The sequence below is a fragment of the endosymbiont of unidentified scaly snail isolate Monju genome, from assembly GCF_000801295.1.
GTDB lineage: Bacteria > Pseudomonadota > Gammaproteobacteria > Chromatiales > Chromatiaceae > MONJU.
The window spans coordinates 2232090-2246107 of the sequence record NZ_AP012978.1 but is presented as its reverse complement, the minus strand read 5'-3'; the positions used below and the strand labels follow the sequence as shown (position 1 = coordinate 2246107).

The following is a 14018-nucleotide window of genomic DNA, read 5'->3' as shown; positions in this document are numbered from 1 at the left end:
CGTTGCTTTTGGATGGGCGAATACCCTGAAGCCCGCCAGATTGCGAACGGGAAGTCGATCACGAGGGGAGCAAGGTTTCGACTCACGTGGCTTCGGTGTGCCACGGGGTCTGCCGGCCGCAAGGCCCGGATGCAGTGCCATCGAATCCGGGGGATAATGCGCCACACCTCGTACTGTTCCCGGAGATTTCCCGATGCTGCGCGCCATCCCCCCTGTTTGTCGTTCCCCTGGCCATCTACAACCTGGTGATGCTGACCGGCGACGTACACACTGCGCTGGCAGGCAAGTTGTTTGCCGTCCACCTCATGTCCGGCGCGCAGTGGGTGTTCAGTGCCCATGATGCCTTCGTGGTCGGTGGGGTGCTGGTGCTGTATTTCGAGATCTTCAAGTCCACCGGCACGGGGATGGCCTCGGTGCTGGACCATACCCTGTCGATGCTGGTGTTCATTGTCTTCCTGGTCGAGTTCCTGATGGTGGCCGGTTGTGGCACCTCGACCTTCTTTGCCCTGGCGCTGATGTCGCTGCTGGATGTGATCGCTGGCTTTACGGTTTCCATCGTGGCGGCGCGGCGTGACTTCGCCATCGGCGACTCGGTTCGCTGAATGCACACGAAAAAGGCCCCGTGCCGGAGCACGGGGCCTTTTGCTGCGAACTCAGGCCGAAGCCGAATTACTTGGCAGCGGGAGCGGCCGGAGCAGCGGGGGCGGCGGGAGCCACCGGGGCAGCCGGAGCACCGTAGCCGTAGGGGGCGTAGTAGGGCTGGTCGTAGCCGTAGCCGGCCCAGTTGCCGTTGGTGTCGCCGTTGCCCTTGAAGTCGCCGGCGGTCTTGCCACGGCCCTTGAAGGTCATGGAGAAGGTGGCTTCGCCTTCGGCGTTGCCGTTGCCGACGAAGTCGCCGTTACCGTTGTAGGCACCGTTGGTGGAACCGTTGTTGGAATCCCAGAAGGCAGCAGCTTGGGCGGAAGCGATGATGGCAGCGATAGCGATGATCTTTTTCATGGTGTTGTTCTCCTGAACGTATCGATTTAGCGGGGTTCTGATTCGACGGTGCTGCTGTCGATGTGAAACAGTATATAAGCATTTTCTTAAATGTCAATATGCTTTTTCAAGAAAATTTCCAGGAGGAGAGCAAGGGGCCGGGTTGCGGCCACGGATATGCGGCTTGGCGACGGGTCTCTTGGTGCTGGAGCGGCGTCCCCGCCGCGAACGGTTCGGCCCGAGGGCAGGCCACCTGCGGTAGGAGCGGCGTCCTCGCCGCGAATGGCGTTCAGCCCTCGAGCATGGCCTTGAGGTTGGCGAGGCTGGCCAGCCCGCGGGCGTGGCGTTCTTCTTCGCTGATCTTGATCCCGCGTCCTTCCTGTTGCAGGTCGTCGGCGGGAAGTTCCTGGAGAAAGCGGCTGGGTTCGCAGCGTACCCGCTCGCCCGCGCGGCGGCGGTATTCGGCGGTGGTGATGATAAGCTCACGGCGAGCGCGGGTGATGCCCACATAGGCGAGGCGGCGTTCTTCTTCGATATCGTCATCCTCGATGCTGCTCTGGTGAGGCAGCAGGCCTTCTTCCATGCCGACCAGGAACACCACCGGGAACTCCAGGCCCTTGGCCGCGTGCAGGGTCATCAGCGCCACGCGGTCACCCGCCTCGTCCTCGTCCTGGCGCTCGAGGATGTCCATCAGCGACAGGTGGGCGACCAGTTCGGGCAGGGTCTCGCCCTTGTGTTCGTCGGCCTGCAGGCGTTGCAGCCATTCGACCAGATCGCGCACGTTCTCCCAGCGCCGCTCTGCGACCCGTTCACTGCTGCTCTGCTGGCTCAGCCAGTCTCGATATTCCAGGTCGTCGAGCAGTTGTTCGAGCACGTTCGCCGGTGGTGTGTGCTCCGCCAGGCGTTGCAGGCCGATGAGCCATTCGCGAAACTCGCGCAGGCGCGCCAGGGGGCGGGCGGCGAGCTGTTGTTCCAGCCCCAGGCTGTCGATGGCGTCAAACAGCGAGCCGTTCCGCTCGGCAGCCCAGGCAGCGAGCTTCTGCAGGGTGGTGTGGCCGATCTCGCGGCGTGGCGTGTTGATGATGCGCAGCAGGGCGGTGTCGTCGTCGGGGTTGGCGAGCAGGCGCAGGTAGGCCATCAGGTCCTTGATCTCGGTGCGCGAGAAGAAGGCGGTGCCGCCGCTGAGGAAATAGGGGATGTTGTGCGTGCGCAGGGCCTTCTCGAAGGCACGTGCCTGATGGTTGCCGCGATACAGGATGGCAAAGTCGCCGTACCGGCTGCCGTGACGGAAGCGGTGCTGGACGATCTCGCTGGCGACCCGGTCGGCCTCGGCTTCCTCGTCACGGCAGTGGATCACGCGGATCGGTTCGCCCGGGCCCAGTTCGCTCCACAAGCGTTTTTCGAATACGTGGGGGTTGTTGGCGATCAGGGTGTTGGCGGCGCGCAGGATACGCCCGGTGGAGCGGTAGTTCTGCTCCAGCTTGATGACCGCCAGTTGCGGATAGTCGGCCTTGAGGCGCGCCAGGTTCTCGGGGCGGGCACCCCGCCAGGCATAGATCGACTGGTCGTCATCCCCCACCACGGTGAAGGCCGCCCGTACCCCGACCAGCAACTGCACCAGGCGATATTGGGCGCCGTTGGTGTCCTGGTACTCATCGACCAGCAGATGACGGACGCGGTTCTGCCAGCGCTCGCGCAGTTCGGCGTCCTGTTCCAGCAGTTGTACCGGGCGCAGGATGAGATCGTCGAAGTCCAGCGCATTGTAGGCTCTCAGCGCCTCCTGGTAGGCGCCGTAGAGCGCGGCGTGGAAGGCGTCGAGATCATCTTCTGCCCGCGACAGGGCGGCCTCGGGCGAGATCAGTTCGTTCTTCCAGGCCGAGATGCGGTGGCGCGCCATCTGCAGTCGCTGGCGGTCCAGTTCGGTCTGTTTCGACAGCTCGCGCAGCAGTTGCTCGACATCCTGTTCGTCGAGGATGCTGAAACCGCGCCGTAGTCCGGCTGCTGCCAGTTCGCGGCGCAGCAGGTTGAGGCCGAAGGTGTGAAAGGTCGAGACATTGAGTCCGCGCGTGTCGCGGCCGCCGATCAATTGCTCGACACGCGATTTCATCTCGCGCGCAGCCTTGTTGGTGAAGGTCACGGCAAACAGGTGACGCGGCGCTATCCCGGCGTGCTCGACCAGGTGGGCTATCTTGGCGGTGATGACCCGGGTCTTTCCCGAGCCGGCACCGGCGAGCACCAGGCAGGGACCATCGAGGTAGCGCACCGCCTCGCGCTGGCGCGGGTTGAGGTTGTGCATGCCTGGGCTCAGCCCTTGTCGAACAGGTCTTTCTTGAGCCGGAACAGGGCGGAGATGTCCTCGTCGCCGTGGCCGGCATCCATCAGCCGCTGGTAGTTGACCAGGGTCATCTCGATCATCGGCAGGCGCAGGTCGTCTTCGGCCAGCATCTGCTGGCAGATGCGGAGGTCCTTGTGGTGCAGGGCAACCCGGAAACCTGGCTCGAAGCGCCCGTCGCACATCGATCGGCCCCGGTGTTCCAGGAACCAGTTGGCCGCCGCGCCGCTGCTCACCGCCTCGATCACCTTGTCCATGTCCAGCCCCTGGTGGCGGCCGAAGGCCAGGGCCTCGGTGACCGCGTGATTGATGCCGGCGACCATGATCTGGTTGATGGCCTTGGTCGCCTGCCCACTGCCCACCGGCCCCATGTGCACCACCTTGCGGCTGATCGCCTCGAGCGCCGGCATGACCTGGTGCAGGATCTCGGCATCGCCGCCCACCATCATCACCAGCTTGCCCTGTTCGGCGCCCTCGCGACCGCCGGAGACCGGGGCGTCGAGAAAGTGCACTCCGTGTGCGCCGTAGAGCTCGGCGACCTCACGCACGGTCTGGATGGCCACCGTGGAGGTATCGATCACCACGTTGCCGGCCTGCAACAGCGGGGCGATGCGTCGGCTGATCTCGAGCAGATCCTCGTCGGCGGAGACCGAGGTGATGACCAGGTCGGCCGCCTGTACGGCTGCTTGCAGGTGCTCGGTGTAGCGGAAACCGAAGCGCTCGGCAGCGGCGCGTCCGCGCTCGGGGGTACGGTTCCAGGCGGCGGCCAGCAGGCCGGCGTGATGCAGGTTGGCGGCCATGCCGGCGCCCATGGCGCCCAGGCCGATCACAGTGGTTCGAATCATGGTCTCTCGGTGCGGCCGGCGGGCCGTTGTTCGCTGACGGAAAAGGGGCAGGCAGAAGCCTGCGTCCGGCTGTTATCCTAACCGCTTCGGCAAGGGGGCTCCATCCCCTGTTTTCCAAGGGTAAGGACCATGAATCACCAGACCGTCGGACGTTTCACCCGCAACGAGGCCAGGAAGGAACTCACGCGAGAGAGCTGGCGCATCTTCCAGATCATGGCCGAGTTCGTCGAAGGCTTCGAGCGGCTGTGCCTGATCCAGCCCTCGGTGAGCATCTTCGGCTCGGCACGCACGCCGGTGGATCACCCCTGGTATGCCAAGGCGGAGCAGACGGCGCGCCTGCTCTCCGATGCCGGTTTCTCGGTGGTCTCCGGCGGCGGGCCGGGGATCATGGAGGCGGCCAACAAGGGCGCACAGGCCGGCAAGTCGCCGAGCATCGGCGTGAACATCGAGTTGCCGCACGAGCAGGAGCCCAACCGCTACCAGGACATTTCGTTGAATTTCCGGCACTTCTTTGCACGCAAGGTGATGTTCGTGAAATACGCCTCGGCCTACGTGGTGTTGCCGGGTGGCTTTGGCACCCTCGATGAGCTGGCCGAAATCCTCACCCTGGTGCAAACCGGCAAGTCACGGCGCATTCCCATCATTCTGGTGGAGTCCGATTTCTGGGCAGGGCTGGTGGATTGGTTCTGCAACACCCTGATTGCAGCGGGTACCATCAGTCCCGAGGACATGGACCTGATCCAGGTGCTCGACGAACCGGCCGAGATCGTGGATGCCATCTTTGCGCACTATGAGTCGCGCAGTCTCGAGCCCTCCGAGGAAGAGCAGGAGATCCTGCTGGAACTGTAACGGGAACAATCCGTGACCTACGTTACGCACCGGTTTCCCGCAACCCCTATACTTGGAGACCGGAACATGAAGTCTTTTGGGAGTGCAGGTATGCGACCGGTAGCCAGGTGGTTGGGCGGCATGATGCTGGAGGTAGTGATGAGCGTGGCGTGGGCCGAATCCGAGCCGGTCCCCATCGAGGCGCCGGAGCCGCCGCCGGTGCTGCATTCGGGCGAGCCGCTGGAGCCCGAGGTCACCATCCGCGAGACCCGTACCGAAAAGATCTACGAGTACCGCCTCAACGGTCGCCTGGTCATGGTGCGGGTGCAGCCCCGTGTCGGGCCGCCCTACTACTTTGTTGATCACGATGGTGACGGTGAACTGGAGTACACGCGCGATGACCCCACCAGGGGGCCAAACGTCAACCAGTGGATCCTATTCCGCTGGTAGGGGATGGGCCGCTTGGGGCAGCCCACGTTGCGATGTGCCTCAGACCGGGAAGAAGGAGTAGTTGCCCTCGAGGTACAGGTCGTCCGGGTTGATGCTGTCCACGATTGCTTCGCGATCGCGGATTTTGTCGATAATCGGGAAGTGGCCTTCGAGATACAGCTCCTCGTTGGCAGGGTCACCGATCGGCATGGGAGTCCCCATGGTCACAACGTCGGTGATGATGGGAAAGTGCCCCTCGATATACAGGTCGTTGTCGAGAGCCAGGACGCTGCTGCTCAGGCCGATGAGGCCGGCGATAATCAGGGTTTTCATGATGATTTCTCCACAATGCGTGATATCTATACGGGTCCGCTTATGAGACCGGTTGTCGGCCTTGCTTCTTTCACCGGAGGCACATAAATCGGCACCGAGGTCGCCGGCAGAAGGTTGCTTCAAGGGGCTGCCAAACAGGTACCTTCGCCGTTTGCGGGAGAAGTCATAAGGAGGGATTGTGCTGGCCTGGACTCTCCAGCCGGTCTCCTCCCCGCGTTGGCTTCCTTGAGACAGGCCTCCGGCACCACAAGAAAAGGCCTCCCGAGGGAGGCCAGGTGACAGTCACCAAGCGCTGGAATCACACCTCGTAGTTGCCTTCCTGGTAAAGATTGTTGTCGTTGCCCTGGTCGATGTGGCCGATCCGGTGACCTTGAGTCGGGGCACTCGCGCCGGTATCGATGTTGCCCTCGGTGTACAGGGCGCTGTCCGAGGGTTCGGCGGCGATGCGCAGGTTCGAGGTCTTCTGCCCTTCGTAGAATTGCTGGGCGTCGAAACGCGGCTGCCAGGCGTGGGCCGAACTGCTGACCAGGGCGATGATGGCGGTTGCAATCAGGGTCTTCATGGGGACTCTCCTCTCTGCGATGGAAGTAAATGAGCGGCAATGCTGCCTGCTTCGCAAGAGGAGACCCGCCGTGTGCCGGCGACTTTTCCGGTCTTTCAGAATTTTTCGGGGGCCTTGCGGTGAGCGCATAGGCGCCCCTGAAGAAGTACCTTCGGCCCCTCTTTCCCTCCTGATGTTCCTCCAGGTGGGGGGGCTTGATTGCGGGTTGTCTAAGGCCCTTTCCTCATAATCCGCGTTCCGTCAGCCGCCGCATCAGCTCGCGCAGGGCCTTGCCCCGGTGGCTCAGGGCATTCTTGACCCCGGCCGGCAGTTCGGCCGCGGTGGCGTTCTCATCCGGCACCCAGAACAGCGGGTCGTAACCGAAGCCGTTCTCGCCCCGTGGTTCGTGCAGTATGCGCCCTTCCCAGCTCCCCTGGCAGACCATGGGGGTCGGATCCTTTGCGTGGCGCATGAACACCATCACGCACTGGAAACGGGCGGTGCGGTCTTCGTCGGGCACTTCGCGCAGCGCCTCGAGCAGTTTGCGGTTGTTGGCGGCATCGTCTCCGTGCGTGCCGGCATAGCGAGCGGAGTGGATGCCGGGGGCGCCTCTCAGGGCATCGACTTCCAGGCCGGAGTCGTCGGCGATGGCCGGAAGGCCGCTGAGGGCACAGGCGTGGCGCGCCTTGAGTATGGCGTTTTCCACGAAGCTCAGGCCGTCTTCCACGGCCTCGGGGATGTCCAGCTCGCCCTGTGGGACCAGTTCGATGTCGTGATCGGCCAGCAGCTCGCCGAGCTCACGCAGCTTGCCCTTGTTGTTGCTCGCAAGAACGATCTTCATGTGGTTGTCTCCTCCAGGGCCGCCCGCTGGGCGGCGATGATCTGCCGAATGCCTTCACCGGCCAGATCGAGCATGGCCAGCATTTCCTGGCGGTCGAAGGGGGCGCCCTCGGCGGTACCCTGGATCTCGATGAAGCGGCCGGTCACGTCCATCACCACGTTCATGTCGGTCTCGGCATTGGAATCTTCGGCATAGTCGAGGTCGAGTATCGGTACCCCCTGGTAGATGCCCACCGACACCGAGGCGACGTGGTGCAGCACCGGGTCTTCGGTCAGCGTACCGTTGGCCAGCAGGTGATCGATGGCGTCCCGCAGGGCCACGAAGGCGCCGGAGATGGCGGTGGTGCGGGTGCCGCCATCGGCCTGGATCACGTCGCAATCCAGGGTGATGGTGCGTGGCCCGAGTTTCTCCAGATCTACCGCGGCGCGCAGGGCGCGGCCGATCAGGCGCTGGATCTCCAGGGTGCGGCCACCCTGCTTGCCACGCGCCGCCTCGCGTCCCATGCGTTCGTGCGTGGAGCGAGGGAGCATGCCGTATTCGGCGGTGATCCAGCCACCGGGGGCGTCGCTCATCCAGCGCGGTTGGCGGTTTTCCACCGAGGCGGTGCACAGCACACGGGTGTCGCCGAAGCTGGCCAGCACCGAACCCTCCGCATGTTTGGTGAAATGACGGGCGAACTGCACGGGGCGCAGCTGTTCGAGCGCTCTGCCACTGGGTCTCATGGGGCTATCTCTGGGCAAGGGTTTCAGACAGGCGCGAACAGTAACGCCCGCAGCGCGCGATGAAAAGGGGGCCGGCTCAGGGGGAGGTCGTGCTGCCGCGGGTCAGTACTTCGCGCAGCTCGCTGATGGTCTCTTCGAGTGGATCGGAGACCCGGCCTGCGGTGGCGCGCTCGGCAGGGCGACCGGGCGGCGGCCCCCAGCGCAGGGCAATGGCGGTGATGTTGTCGCTGCGTGGCCGGCTGGCGGCGACGTGCCCGGCACGTTGCAGGCCGGCGCCGAGGTCCTGTTCCGAGAGCAGGCTGATCAGGTCGTCCTGGGGGACCTGGTTCCAGAGTCCGTCGGTACACAACAGCAGGGTGTCGCCTTCCTGCAGGCTCATGGGGATGCCGAAGCTGATCTCGGGTGGCTGATCCAGGCCGCCGAGGCTGCGGGTGATGGCAGAACGGCTCTTGCCGGTGGTTGGCGGCTGGTCGATGGAGTGCACCAGGCTGTGGTCGTGGGTCTGCACCAGGATGCTGCTCTCGCGGATCAGGTACAGGCGGCTGTCGCCCACATGGGCCCACCAGGCCTTGCCATACTGGACGATGGCCATCACCGCGGTCGAGCGTGGACAGATCGGCGGGGTTTGCCGGTCACCGAAGTTGATGATGGCGTGATGTGCGCGCTGGATGCACTCGTACATGAAGCGGCGGGGGTCGCGGATGGGCTGCTCCGCCCGGCGCAGCATATGCTCGCAGGTGTCGATGAACAGCTGGGCAGCGACCTCACCCTTGGGGTGTCCGCCAAGCCCGTCGGCTACCGCCAGCAGCGTGGTGCTGCCGGACTCCAGTACGATGCTCCGATCCTGGTTGTTCTGCCGGTCGCCGGTCAGGCTGATCCTTTTTGCCTCATGGAGCTGCTTGTTCATTGGACGATGCGCCTCCCTTCGCCTCCAGTTTAGGCACAGCTATCTCTCCCAGCAAGGCCTTGCGCAGTTCCAGGGCGGTTTGGGGACGCTCGTTCGCCTCCACCCGCATCGCCCAGTCCACGGCTTCCAGCAGGTGCCGGGGATAAAGTTTGGTAAACAGCTCGACCGCCGGCACCAGTTCGTCCTTGGCGTGGCGTTCCACGGCCGAGGGGGGCGGGCGCCCCTCTATGCAGGCGCGCATGCTCGCGCCAATGGCGTACACGTCCGAGCAGGGACCGACCTTTGCGGAGGTATAGTATTGTTCTATCGGGGAAAATCCGGGGGTGATGACCTGTGCCTTCTTTTCTCCCACGTCGTCCAGGTGATAGACCGCTCCGAAATCGAGCAGCAACGGATTGCCCCCGGGGCGCAGGTGGATATTGGACGGCTTGATGTCCAGGTGCAGATTGTTGGTGGCGTGAATCGCATCCAGCGCGTCGAGCAGTGGCGGGAACACCGTCATCAGAAAGTTGGTGCTGAGATTGCCATTGCGCTTCTTGATGTAGCGTCCCAGGTTCTTGCCCGGCTCGTAGTCCATTACCAGATAAGCAGTGTTGTTGGCGAGGAAGCAATTGCGCACGCGCACGATGTTGGGGTGATCGAGCTGGGCCAGGATGTTCGCTTCCTGGTAGAACAGGCGGCGCCCGCGTTCGAAGCTGGTGTGCTTCTCCGGGGCATTGACCGAGACGTGCCCGGTGCGTTCGGAACGATGGCCAAAGCGTTTGGGAAAGTACTCCTTGATGGCCACCTCGTCGTGGCTGTCCTCGTCTTCAGCCAGGTAGATCAGGCTGAAGCCGCCGCTGCCGATCAACTTGATGATGCGATAGCAGTCCAGGTGAGTGCCCGGGCGCAGGGCTTCGCGGGGTGGCGTCGTGGACATGGCAGTCAGTAGGGCAGCGATAAATCCTGTACGCTGTAGCTTCCTGCCCCCTATGATACACCGATTTGCAATCGGGATTTGGTGAGGTAACGATGATTCGCAGCATGACCGCTTTTGCACGTCACCAGGTGCGCGACGCCTATGGCGAACTGACCTGGGAGATCCGCAGCGTCAACCATCGCTACCTGGAGACGACAGTGCGCCTGCCCGAGGAATTACGCGCCCTCGAGCCGAGTGTGCGCGAGCGGGTCGGGCAGCGTCTGGGACGCGGCAAGGTCGAATGCAGCCTGCGCTTTCGCCCTGGCGAGGCGGCCAAGGGCGAGATCCGGGTCAACGAGCGAGTGGTGTCTCAGTTGCTGGATGCCTCGCAGCAGTTGCTCAGGTTCCTGCACACCTCCTCGTTGCCGACCGTCACCGATATCATGCAGTGGCCCGGCGTGCTGGAGACCGCGGAACAGGATTTCACCCCGGTGCAACAGGTGGCTCTGCAGGCCCTGGATTCTGCACTGGATGAACTGGTGGCCGCGCGTGAGCGTGAGGGCGCGCGCCTGGCAGAATTGATCCACCAGCGCCTGGCTGCCATGCGCGAGCAGGTGGTCCGTGCCCGCGAGCGCATGCCGGAGGTCATCGAGGGTGTCCGCGAGCGCCTGCGCGCCCGGCTCGCCGAGGTCGCAGGAGAGCTCGACCCCGCTCGCCTGGAGCAGGAGATGGTCCTGCTCGCACAGCGCCTCGACGTGGACGAGGAGATGGACCGTCTGGCCACTCATCTCGACGAGGTCGAGCGCGTGCTGGGCAGCGACGAGCCGGTGGGACGCCGCCTGGACTTCCTGATGCAGGAACTCAACCGCGAGGCCAACACCCTGGGGTCGAAGTCGGCGGATGCCGAGACCACCGCCATCTCGGTGGAGATGAAGGTGCTCATCGAGCAGATGCGCGAACAGGTGCAGAACATCGAATGACTCACAGCGAACAGGAGCCCTGCGTCATGACCCGACCCAGCATCCTCTTCATCGTCTCGGCCCCTTCCGGGGCTGGCAAGACCAGCCTGCTGCGCGAGTTGCTGGCGCGTGATTCGGGGCTCAGGCTCTCGGTCTCGCATACCACCCGGCCGATGCGGCCCGGTGAGCAGGATGGGGTGCACTACCATTTCGTCGATGTCGAGACCTTTCAGCACCTGGTGGCCGAGCAGGCCTTCATTGAGCATGCCCGGGTGTTCGATAACTACTACGGCACCAGCGAGGCCGGGGTGCGTGAACAACTGGCCGCAGGTCATGACGTGGTGGTAGAGATCGATTGGCAGGGTGCGCGCCAGGTGCGGGCGCGTTTCCCCGAGGCGGTGTCCATCTTCATCGCGCCACCGTCCATCGAGGCTCTGCATGAGCGTCTGGGCGCCCGTGGCCAGGACAGCGAAGAGGTCATCGAACGCCGCATGCGCGATGCCCGCGCCGAGCTGTCGCACTATGCCGAGTACGACTACCTGGTGATCAACGACCGCTTCGAGACCGCGCTGGAGGACCTGGCGCACATCGTCGCCGCTGAGCGCCTGCGCACCCAGCGCCAGGCGCTGCGTCACGAAACGGCCCTGCGGGCCATGCTGGGGGAATGATTTTCGGCGCAATCCCTGTTGCGGATTTTTCGCAGCGGGACGCCGCTCCTATCTGTAGGAGGCCCGTCCCCGGGCCGAACCGTTCGCGGCGAGGACGCCGCTCCCACCGGTAGGAGGTCCGTCCACGGGCCGAACCCATTCCGTGCCGAACCGCTCCCGGGGCCAGACTTCGGCCGATTGGCCGCGAAAGGGCATTCTGGGGTACAATTCGCCTTTATTCCCGCGGAAATCCCGCGGAAACACGGTTTTTTGGAGTAGCACATGGCCCGTATCACTGTCGAAGACTGTCTGGAGCATCTGGACAACCGGTTCGATCTGGTCCTGATGGCCGCCAAGCGCGCGCGCCAGCTGGCCAATGGCGTCGAGCCGCTGGTGCCCTGGGAGAACGACAAGCCGACCGTGGTGGCCCTGCGCGAGATCGCCGAGGGACTGATCACCCGCGACATCCTGGAAGAGCCGGAAGAGAGCGAGGAGTCCATCGACGAGGAGCTGGCTGCGGCCCTGGCCGGGGAACTGGGGGCCTTCGAGGAGCCGCAGGACGAAGGCTGAGCCTGACCGGTGTCGCGCGACGCTGCCGATCCACCCCTGAAACAGAGTGGCGAGGAGGCCGCGCAGGCGGCGGTCGAGCAGCGTTTCCTGGTCAGTGACCTGCTGGCCGAACTCGAAACCTATCTCGATGCCGACCAGGTGCGTGAAGCCTATCGCGCCTACCTGTTCAGTGCCGAGGCCCACGAGGGCCAGAAGCGCCTCTCCGGCGAACCCTACGTCTATCACCCCATCGCGGTGGCGCGTATCCTCTTGCGCATGGACCACGAGTGCCTGATGGCCGCCCTGTTGCATGATGTCATCGAGGATACCGGCATCTCCAAGGAGCGGTTGACCGAAGAGTTCGGCGAAGGCGTGGCCGAGCTGGTCGACGGGGTCAGCAAGCTGACACACCTGAACTTCCGCTCCCGCGCCGAGGCGCAGGCCGAGAATTTCCGCAAGATGCTGCTGGCCATGACCCGCGACATCCGGGTCATCCTCATCAAGCTGGCCGACCGCCTGCACAACATGCGTACCCTGGGGGTGATGAAGCCGACCAAGGCGCGACGCATCGCGCGCGAGACCCTCGAGATCTACGTTCCCATCGCCAACCGTCTGGGCATCAACAGCATCCGGCACGAGCTGGAAGACCTGTGCATGAGCGCTTACTGGCCATGGCGCGACCGGGTGCTGCGTGCCGCGCTCAAGCGCCTGTGTGGCAACCGTCGCGAGCTTGTCGAGGACGTGCAGAAGGTCATCACGGCGCGTCTCGAGCAGGAAGGCCTGGAAGGTGAGGTCTATGGCCGGCAGAAGCGGGTCTACAGCATCTACCGCAAGATGCGCGACAAGAAGCAGTCGCTCAACGACCTGGCCGACGTGTTCGCCTTCCGCATCGTGGTCGATTCGGTGGACACCTGCTATCGCGTGCTCGGCGCGGTACACAATCTCTACCGTCCCATGCCGGGACGCTTCAAGGACTACATCGCCATCCCCAAGGCCAACGGCTACCAGTCGCTGCACACCGTGCTGTTCGGTCCCCAGGGTATCCCCATCGAGATCCAGATCCGTACCCGCGACATGCACCGCGTGGCCGAGCAGGGCATCGCGGCCCACTGGCAGTACAAGGGTGCGCCGGCCGGCAATCTCAGTTCGGACGCTGCTGCCGAATGGCTGCGTGGCCTGCTCGAGGTGCAGAAGAGCTCGGGCAACTCCATCGAGTTCCTCGAGCACGTCAAGGTCGACCTGTTTCCCGACGAGGTCTACGTGTTCACCCCGCGCGGCAAAATCATCGTGCTGCCGCGCGGCGCCACGGCGATCGATTTCGCCTACGCGGTGCACTCCGACATCGGCAACCAGTGCGTGGCGGCGCGGGTCGATCGCCAGCTTGCGCCGCTGCGCACCCCGCTGCGCAGCGGGCAGACGGTGGAGATCATCACCAAGCCCGACGCCCGGCCCAATCCCGCCTGGCTGAACTTCGTGGTCACCGGCAAGGCGCGTGCCACCATCCGTTCCTATCTCAAGCGCCTGGAGCAGCGTGAGGCCATCGAGCTCGGGCGGCGGCTGCTCGAGCGTGAACTGGAGCTGTTGGACGTGCGCCTGGAAGACATTGGCCATGAGGAGTTGCAGGCGGCGCTGGAGGAGTTGGGGCATCCCGATCTCGATGAGCTGTTGCAGCAGATCGGCCTGGGCAACCGCATGGCCCGCCTGGTAGCGCGCCTGCTGGTGCTGCACGATCACGAGGATGAGGGCGACGAGGCGGCGGCCGGTTCGCTGGTCATCAAGGGTAGCGAGGGGCTGGTGGTGAGCTTCGGCAAGTGCTGCGGCCCCGTCCCCGGCGACCCGGTGGTGGCCATCTTCTCGCCGGGGCGCGGCATGGTGGTGCATCACCAGAACTGCCCCAACCTGGGCGACTTCCGCCGCCAGGGACAGAGCTGGATCGATGTGCAATGGGCCGATCAGGTCGAGGGCGAGTTCACCACCACCATCCGTGTGGACGCCGGCAACCAGCGCGGCCTGCTGGCAACGGTCGCCTCGGCCATCGCCGGGGCCGGCTCCAACATCGAGGAGGTGCGCAGCGAGGAGCGCGACGGCCTGAGCACCAGCCTGCGTTTTGCCATCACGCTGCGTGACCGCAAGCACCTGGCCGCCATCTTCCGCCGTATCCGCGCCATCCCCGAGGTGCTCAAGGTTTCACGCATGATCGGCTGAACGC

The 14018-nt window shown here is 64.4% G+C and carries 16 protein-coding genes; 7 read left to right on the top strand and 9 right to left on the bottom strand.

Features of this window, described 5'->3' with window-relative positions; translation table 11 throughout:
- Positions 1 to 134 precede the first annotated feature (134 nt).
- A complete protein-coding gene (locus tag EBS_RS10815; RefSeq protein WP_231892805.1) occupies positions 135 to 602 on the top strand; it encodes a hypothetical protein in 468 nt (155 codons plus the stop codon).
- A 67-nt stretch (positions 603 to 669) separates the two neighbouring features.
- Here the strand turns inward: EBS_RS10815 and EBS_RS10810 are convergent, their stop codons facing one another.
- The 3 genes from EBS_RS10810 to EBS_RS10800 form a co-directional block, all read right to left on the bottom strand.
- Positions 670 to 999 carry a sulfur globule family protein gene (locus EBS_RS10810; protein ID WP_043108669.1) on the bottom strand — a complete coding sequence of 110 codons (330 nt, stop codon included), beginning with the start codon at positions 997 to 999 and terminating at the stop codon, positions 670 to 672.
- Positions 1000 to 1267: 268 nt separating this feature from the next.
- A complete protein-coding gene (rep, locus tag EBS_RS10805; protein ID WP_043108666.1) occupies positions 1268 to 3274 on the bottom strand; it encodes a DNA helicase Rep in 2007 nt (668 codons plus the stop codon).
- An 8-nt stretch (positions 3275 to 3282) separates the two neighbouring features.
- Positions 3283 to 4155, bottom strand: a complete 873-nt coding sequence (locus EBS_RS10800; protein ID WP_043108665.1) for an NAD(P)-dependent oxidoreductase — start codon at positions 4153 to 4155, stop codon at positions 3283 to 3285.
- 129 nt (positions 4156 to 4284) lie between these two features.
- Between EBS_RS10800 and EBS_RS10795 the strand changes: the two genes are divergently transcribed.
- Together EBS_RS10795 and EBS_RS10790 are read left to right on the top strand one after the other, a co-directional pair.
- Complete coding sequence (locus tag EBS_RS10795; protein ID WP_043108664.1) at positions 4285 to 5004, top strand: LOG family protein; 720 nt, start codon at positions 4285 to 4287, stop codon at positions 5002 to 5004.
- Positions 5005 to 5094: 90 nt separating this feature from the next.
- Positions 5095 to 5433: a DUF2782 domain-containing protein gene (locus tag EBS_RS10790; protein WP_231892804.1), complete on the top strand. Its 339-nt coding sequence runs from the start codon at positions 5095 to 5097 to the stop codon at positions 5431 to 5433.
- A gap of 39 nt (positions 5434 to 5472) precedes the next feature.
- Here the strand turns inward: EBS_RS10790 and EBS_RS10785 are convergent, their stop codons facing one another.
- The 6 genes from EBS_RS10785 to EBS_RS10760 form a co-directional block, all read right to left on the bottom strand.
- Complete coding sequence (locus EBS_RS10785; protein WP_043108663.1) at positions 5473 to 5745, bottom strand: hypothetical protein; 273 nt, start codon at positions 5743 to 5745, stop codon at positions 5473 to 5475.
- A gap of 298 nt (positions 5746 to 6043) precedes the next feature.
- On the bottom strand, positions 6044 to 6307 hold the full coding sequence (locus EBS_RS10780) for a hypothetical protein (RefSeq protein WP_043108662.1): 264 nt from the start codon (positions 6305 to 6307) through the stop codon (positions 6044 to 6046).
- Positions 6308 to 6530: 223 nt separating this feature from the next.
- Positions 6531 to 7127, bottom strand: coding sequence for an RdgB/HAM1 family non-canonical purine NTP pyrophosphatase (gene rdgB / locus EBS_RS10775; RefSeq protein WP_043108661.1), 597 nt, complete (start codon positions 7125 to 7127; stop codon positions 6531 to 6533).
- Positions 7124 to 7849: a ribonuclease PH gene (gene rph, locus EBS_RS10770; RefSeq protein WP_043108659.1), complete on the bottom strand. Its 726-nt coding sequence runs from the start codon at positions 7847 to 7849 to the stop codon at positions 7124 to 7126. Before rph ends, rdgB begins: the two co-directional genes overlap by 4 nt.
- Before the next feature lie 76 nt (positions 7850 to 7925).
- A complete protein-coding gene (locus tag EBS_RS10765; protein WP_052199530.1) occupies positions 7926 to 8756 on the bottom strand; it encodes a PP2C family protein-serine/threonine phosphatase in 831 nt (276 codons plus the stop codon).
- Entirely contained in the window at positions 8737 to 9675 is a 939-nt protein-coding gene (locus EBS_RS10760; protein ID WP_043108658.1) for a serine/threonine protein kinase, read from the bottom strand. Before EBS_RS10760 ends, EBS_RS10765 begins: the two co-directional genes overlap by 20 nt.
- A gap of 104 nt (positions 9676 to 9779) precedes the next feature.
- Here EBS_RS10760 and EBS_RS10755 point away from each other — a divergent pair, with 104 nt between their 5' ends.
- The 4 genes from EBS_RS10755 to spoT all read left to right on the top strand — a co-directional run bounded on the left by EBS_RS10755 (position 9780) and on the right by spoT (position 14014).
- Positions 9780 to 10634, top strand: coding sequence for a YicC/YloC family endoribonuclease (locus EBS_RS10755; protein ID WP_231892803.1), 855 nt, complete (start codon positions 9780 to 9782; stop codon positions 10632 to 10634).
- A gap of 26 nt (positions 10635 to 10660) precedes the next feature.
- On the top strand, positions 10661 to 11281 hold the full coding sequence (gene gmk, locus EBS_RS10750; protein WP_043109727.1) for a guanylate kinase: 621 nt from the start codon (positions 10661 to 10663) through the stop codon (positions 11279 to 11281).
- A 261-nt stretch (positions 11282 to 11542) separates the two neighbouring features.
- The gene (gene rpoZ / locus EBS_RS10745) at positions 11543 to 11830 is read left to right on the top strand and encodes a DNA-directed RNA polymerase subunit omega (protein WP_043108656.1); all 288 of its coding nucleotides are present in this window, start codon (positions 11543 to 11545) and stop codon (positions 11828 to 11830) included.
- 9 nt (positions 11831 to 11839) lie between these two features.
- On the top strand, positions 11840 to 14014 hold the full coding sequence (spoT, locus tag EBS_RS10740) for a bifunctional GTP diphosphokinase/guanosine-3',5'-bis pyrophosphate 3'-pyrophosphohydrolase (protein WP_043108655.1): 2175 nt from the start codon (positions 11840 to 11842) through the stop codon (positions 14012 to 14014).
- Positions 14015 to 14018: the final 4 nt, after the last annotated feature.

Bases quoted from the DNA above. Each gene is read 5' to 3' on its own strand.
- EBS_RS10810 (WP_043108669.1), bottom strand. From the start codon at position 999: ATGAAAAAGATCATCGCTATCGCTGCCATCATCGCTTCCGCCCAAGCT.
- rep (WP_043108666.1), bottom strand. From the start codon at position 3,274: ATGCACAACCTCAACCCGCGCCAGCGCGAGGCGGTGCGCTACCTCGAT.
- EBS_RS10800 (WP_043108665.1), bottom strand. From the start codon at position 4,155: ATGATTCGAACCACTGTGATCGGCCTGGGCGCCATGGGCGCCGGCATG.
- EBS_RS10795 (WP_043108664.1), top strand. From the start codon at position 4,285: ATGAATCACCAGACCGTCGGACGTTTCACCCGCAACGAGGCCAGGAAG.
- EBS_RS10790 (WP_231892804.1), top strand. From the start codon at position 5,095: ATGCGACCGGTAGCCAGGTGGTTGGGCGGCATGATGCTGGAGGTAGTG.
- EBS_RS10785 (WP_043108663.1), bottom strand. From the start codon at position 5,745: ATGAAAACCCTGATTATCGCCGGCCTCATCGGCCTGAGCAGCAGCGTC.
- EBS_RS10780 (WP_043108662.1), bottom strand. From the start codon at position 6,307: ATGAAGACCCTGATTGCAACCGCCATCATCGCCCTGGTCAGCAGTTCG.
- rdgB (WP_043108661.1), bottom strand. From the start codon at position 7,127: ATGAAGATCGTTCTTGCGAGCAACAACAAGGGCAAGCTGCGTGAGCTC.
- rph (WP_043108659.1), bottom strand. From the start codon at position 7,849: ATGAGACCCAGTGGCAGAGCGCTCGAACAGCTGCGCCCCGTGCAGTTC.
- EBS_RS10765 (WP_052199530.1), bottom strand. From the start codon at position 8,756: ATGAACAAGCAGCTCCATGAGGCAAAAAGGATCAGCCTGACCGGCGAC.
- EBS_RS10760 (WP_043108658.1), bottom strand. From the start codon at position 9,675: ATGTCCACGACGCCACCCCGCGAAGCCCTGCGCCCGGGCACTCACCTG.
- EBS_RS10755 (WP_231892803.1), top strand. From the start codon at position 9,780: ATGACCGCTTTTGCACGTCACCAGGTGCGCGACGCCTATGGCGAACTG.
- gmk (WP_043109727.1), top strand. From the start codon at position 10,661: ATGACCCGACCCAGCATCCTCTTCATCGTCTCGGCCCCTTCCGGGGCT.
- rpoZ (WP_043108656.1), top strand. From the start codon at position 11,543: ATGGCCCGTATCACTGTCGAAGACTGTCTGGAGCATCTGGACAACCGG.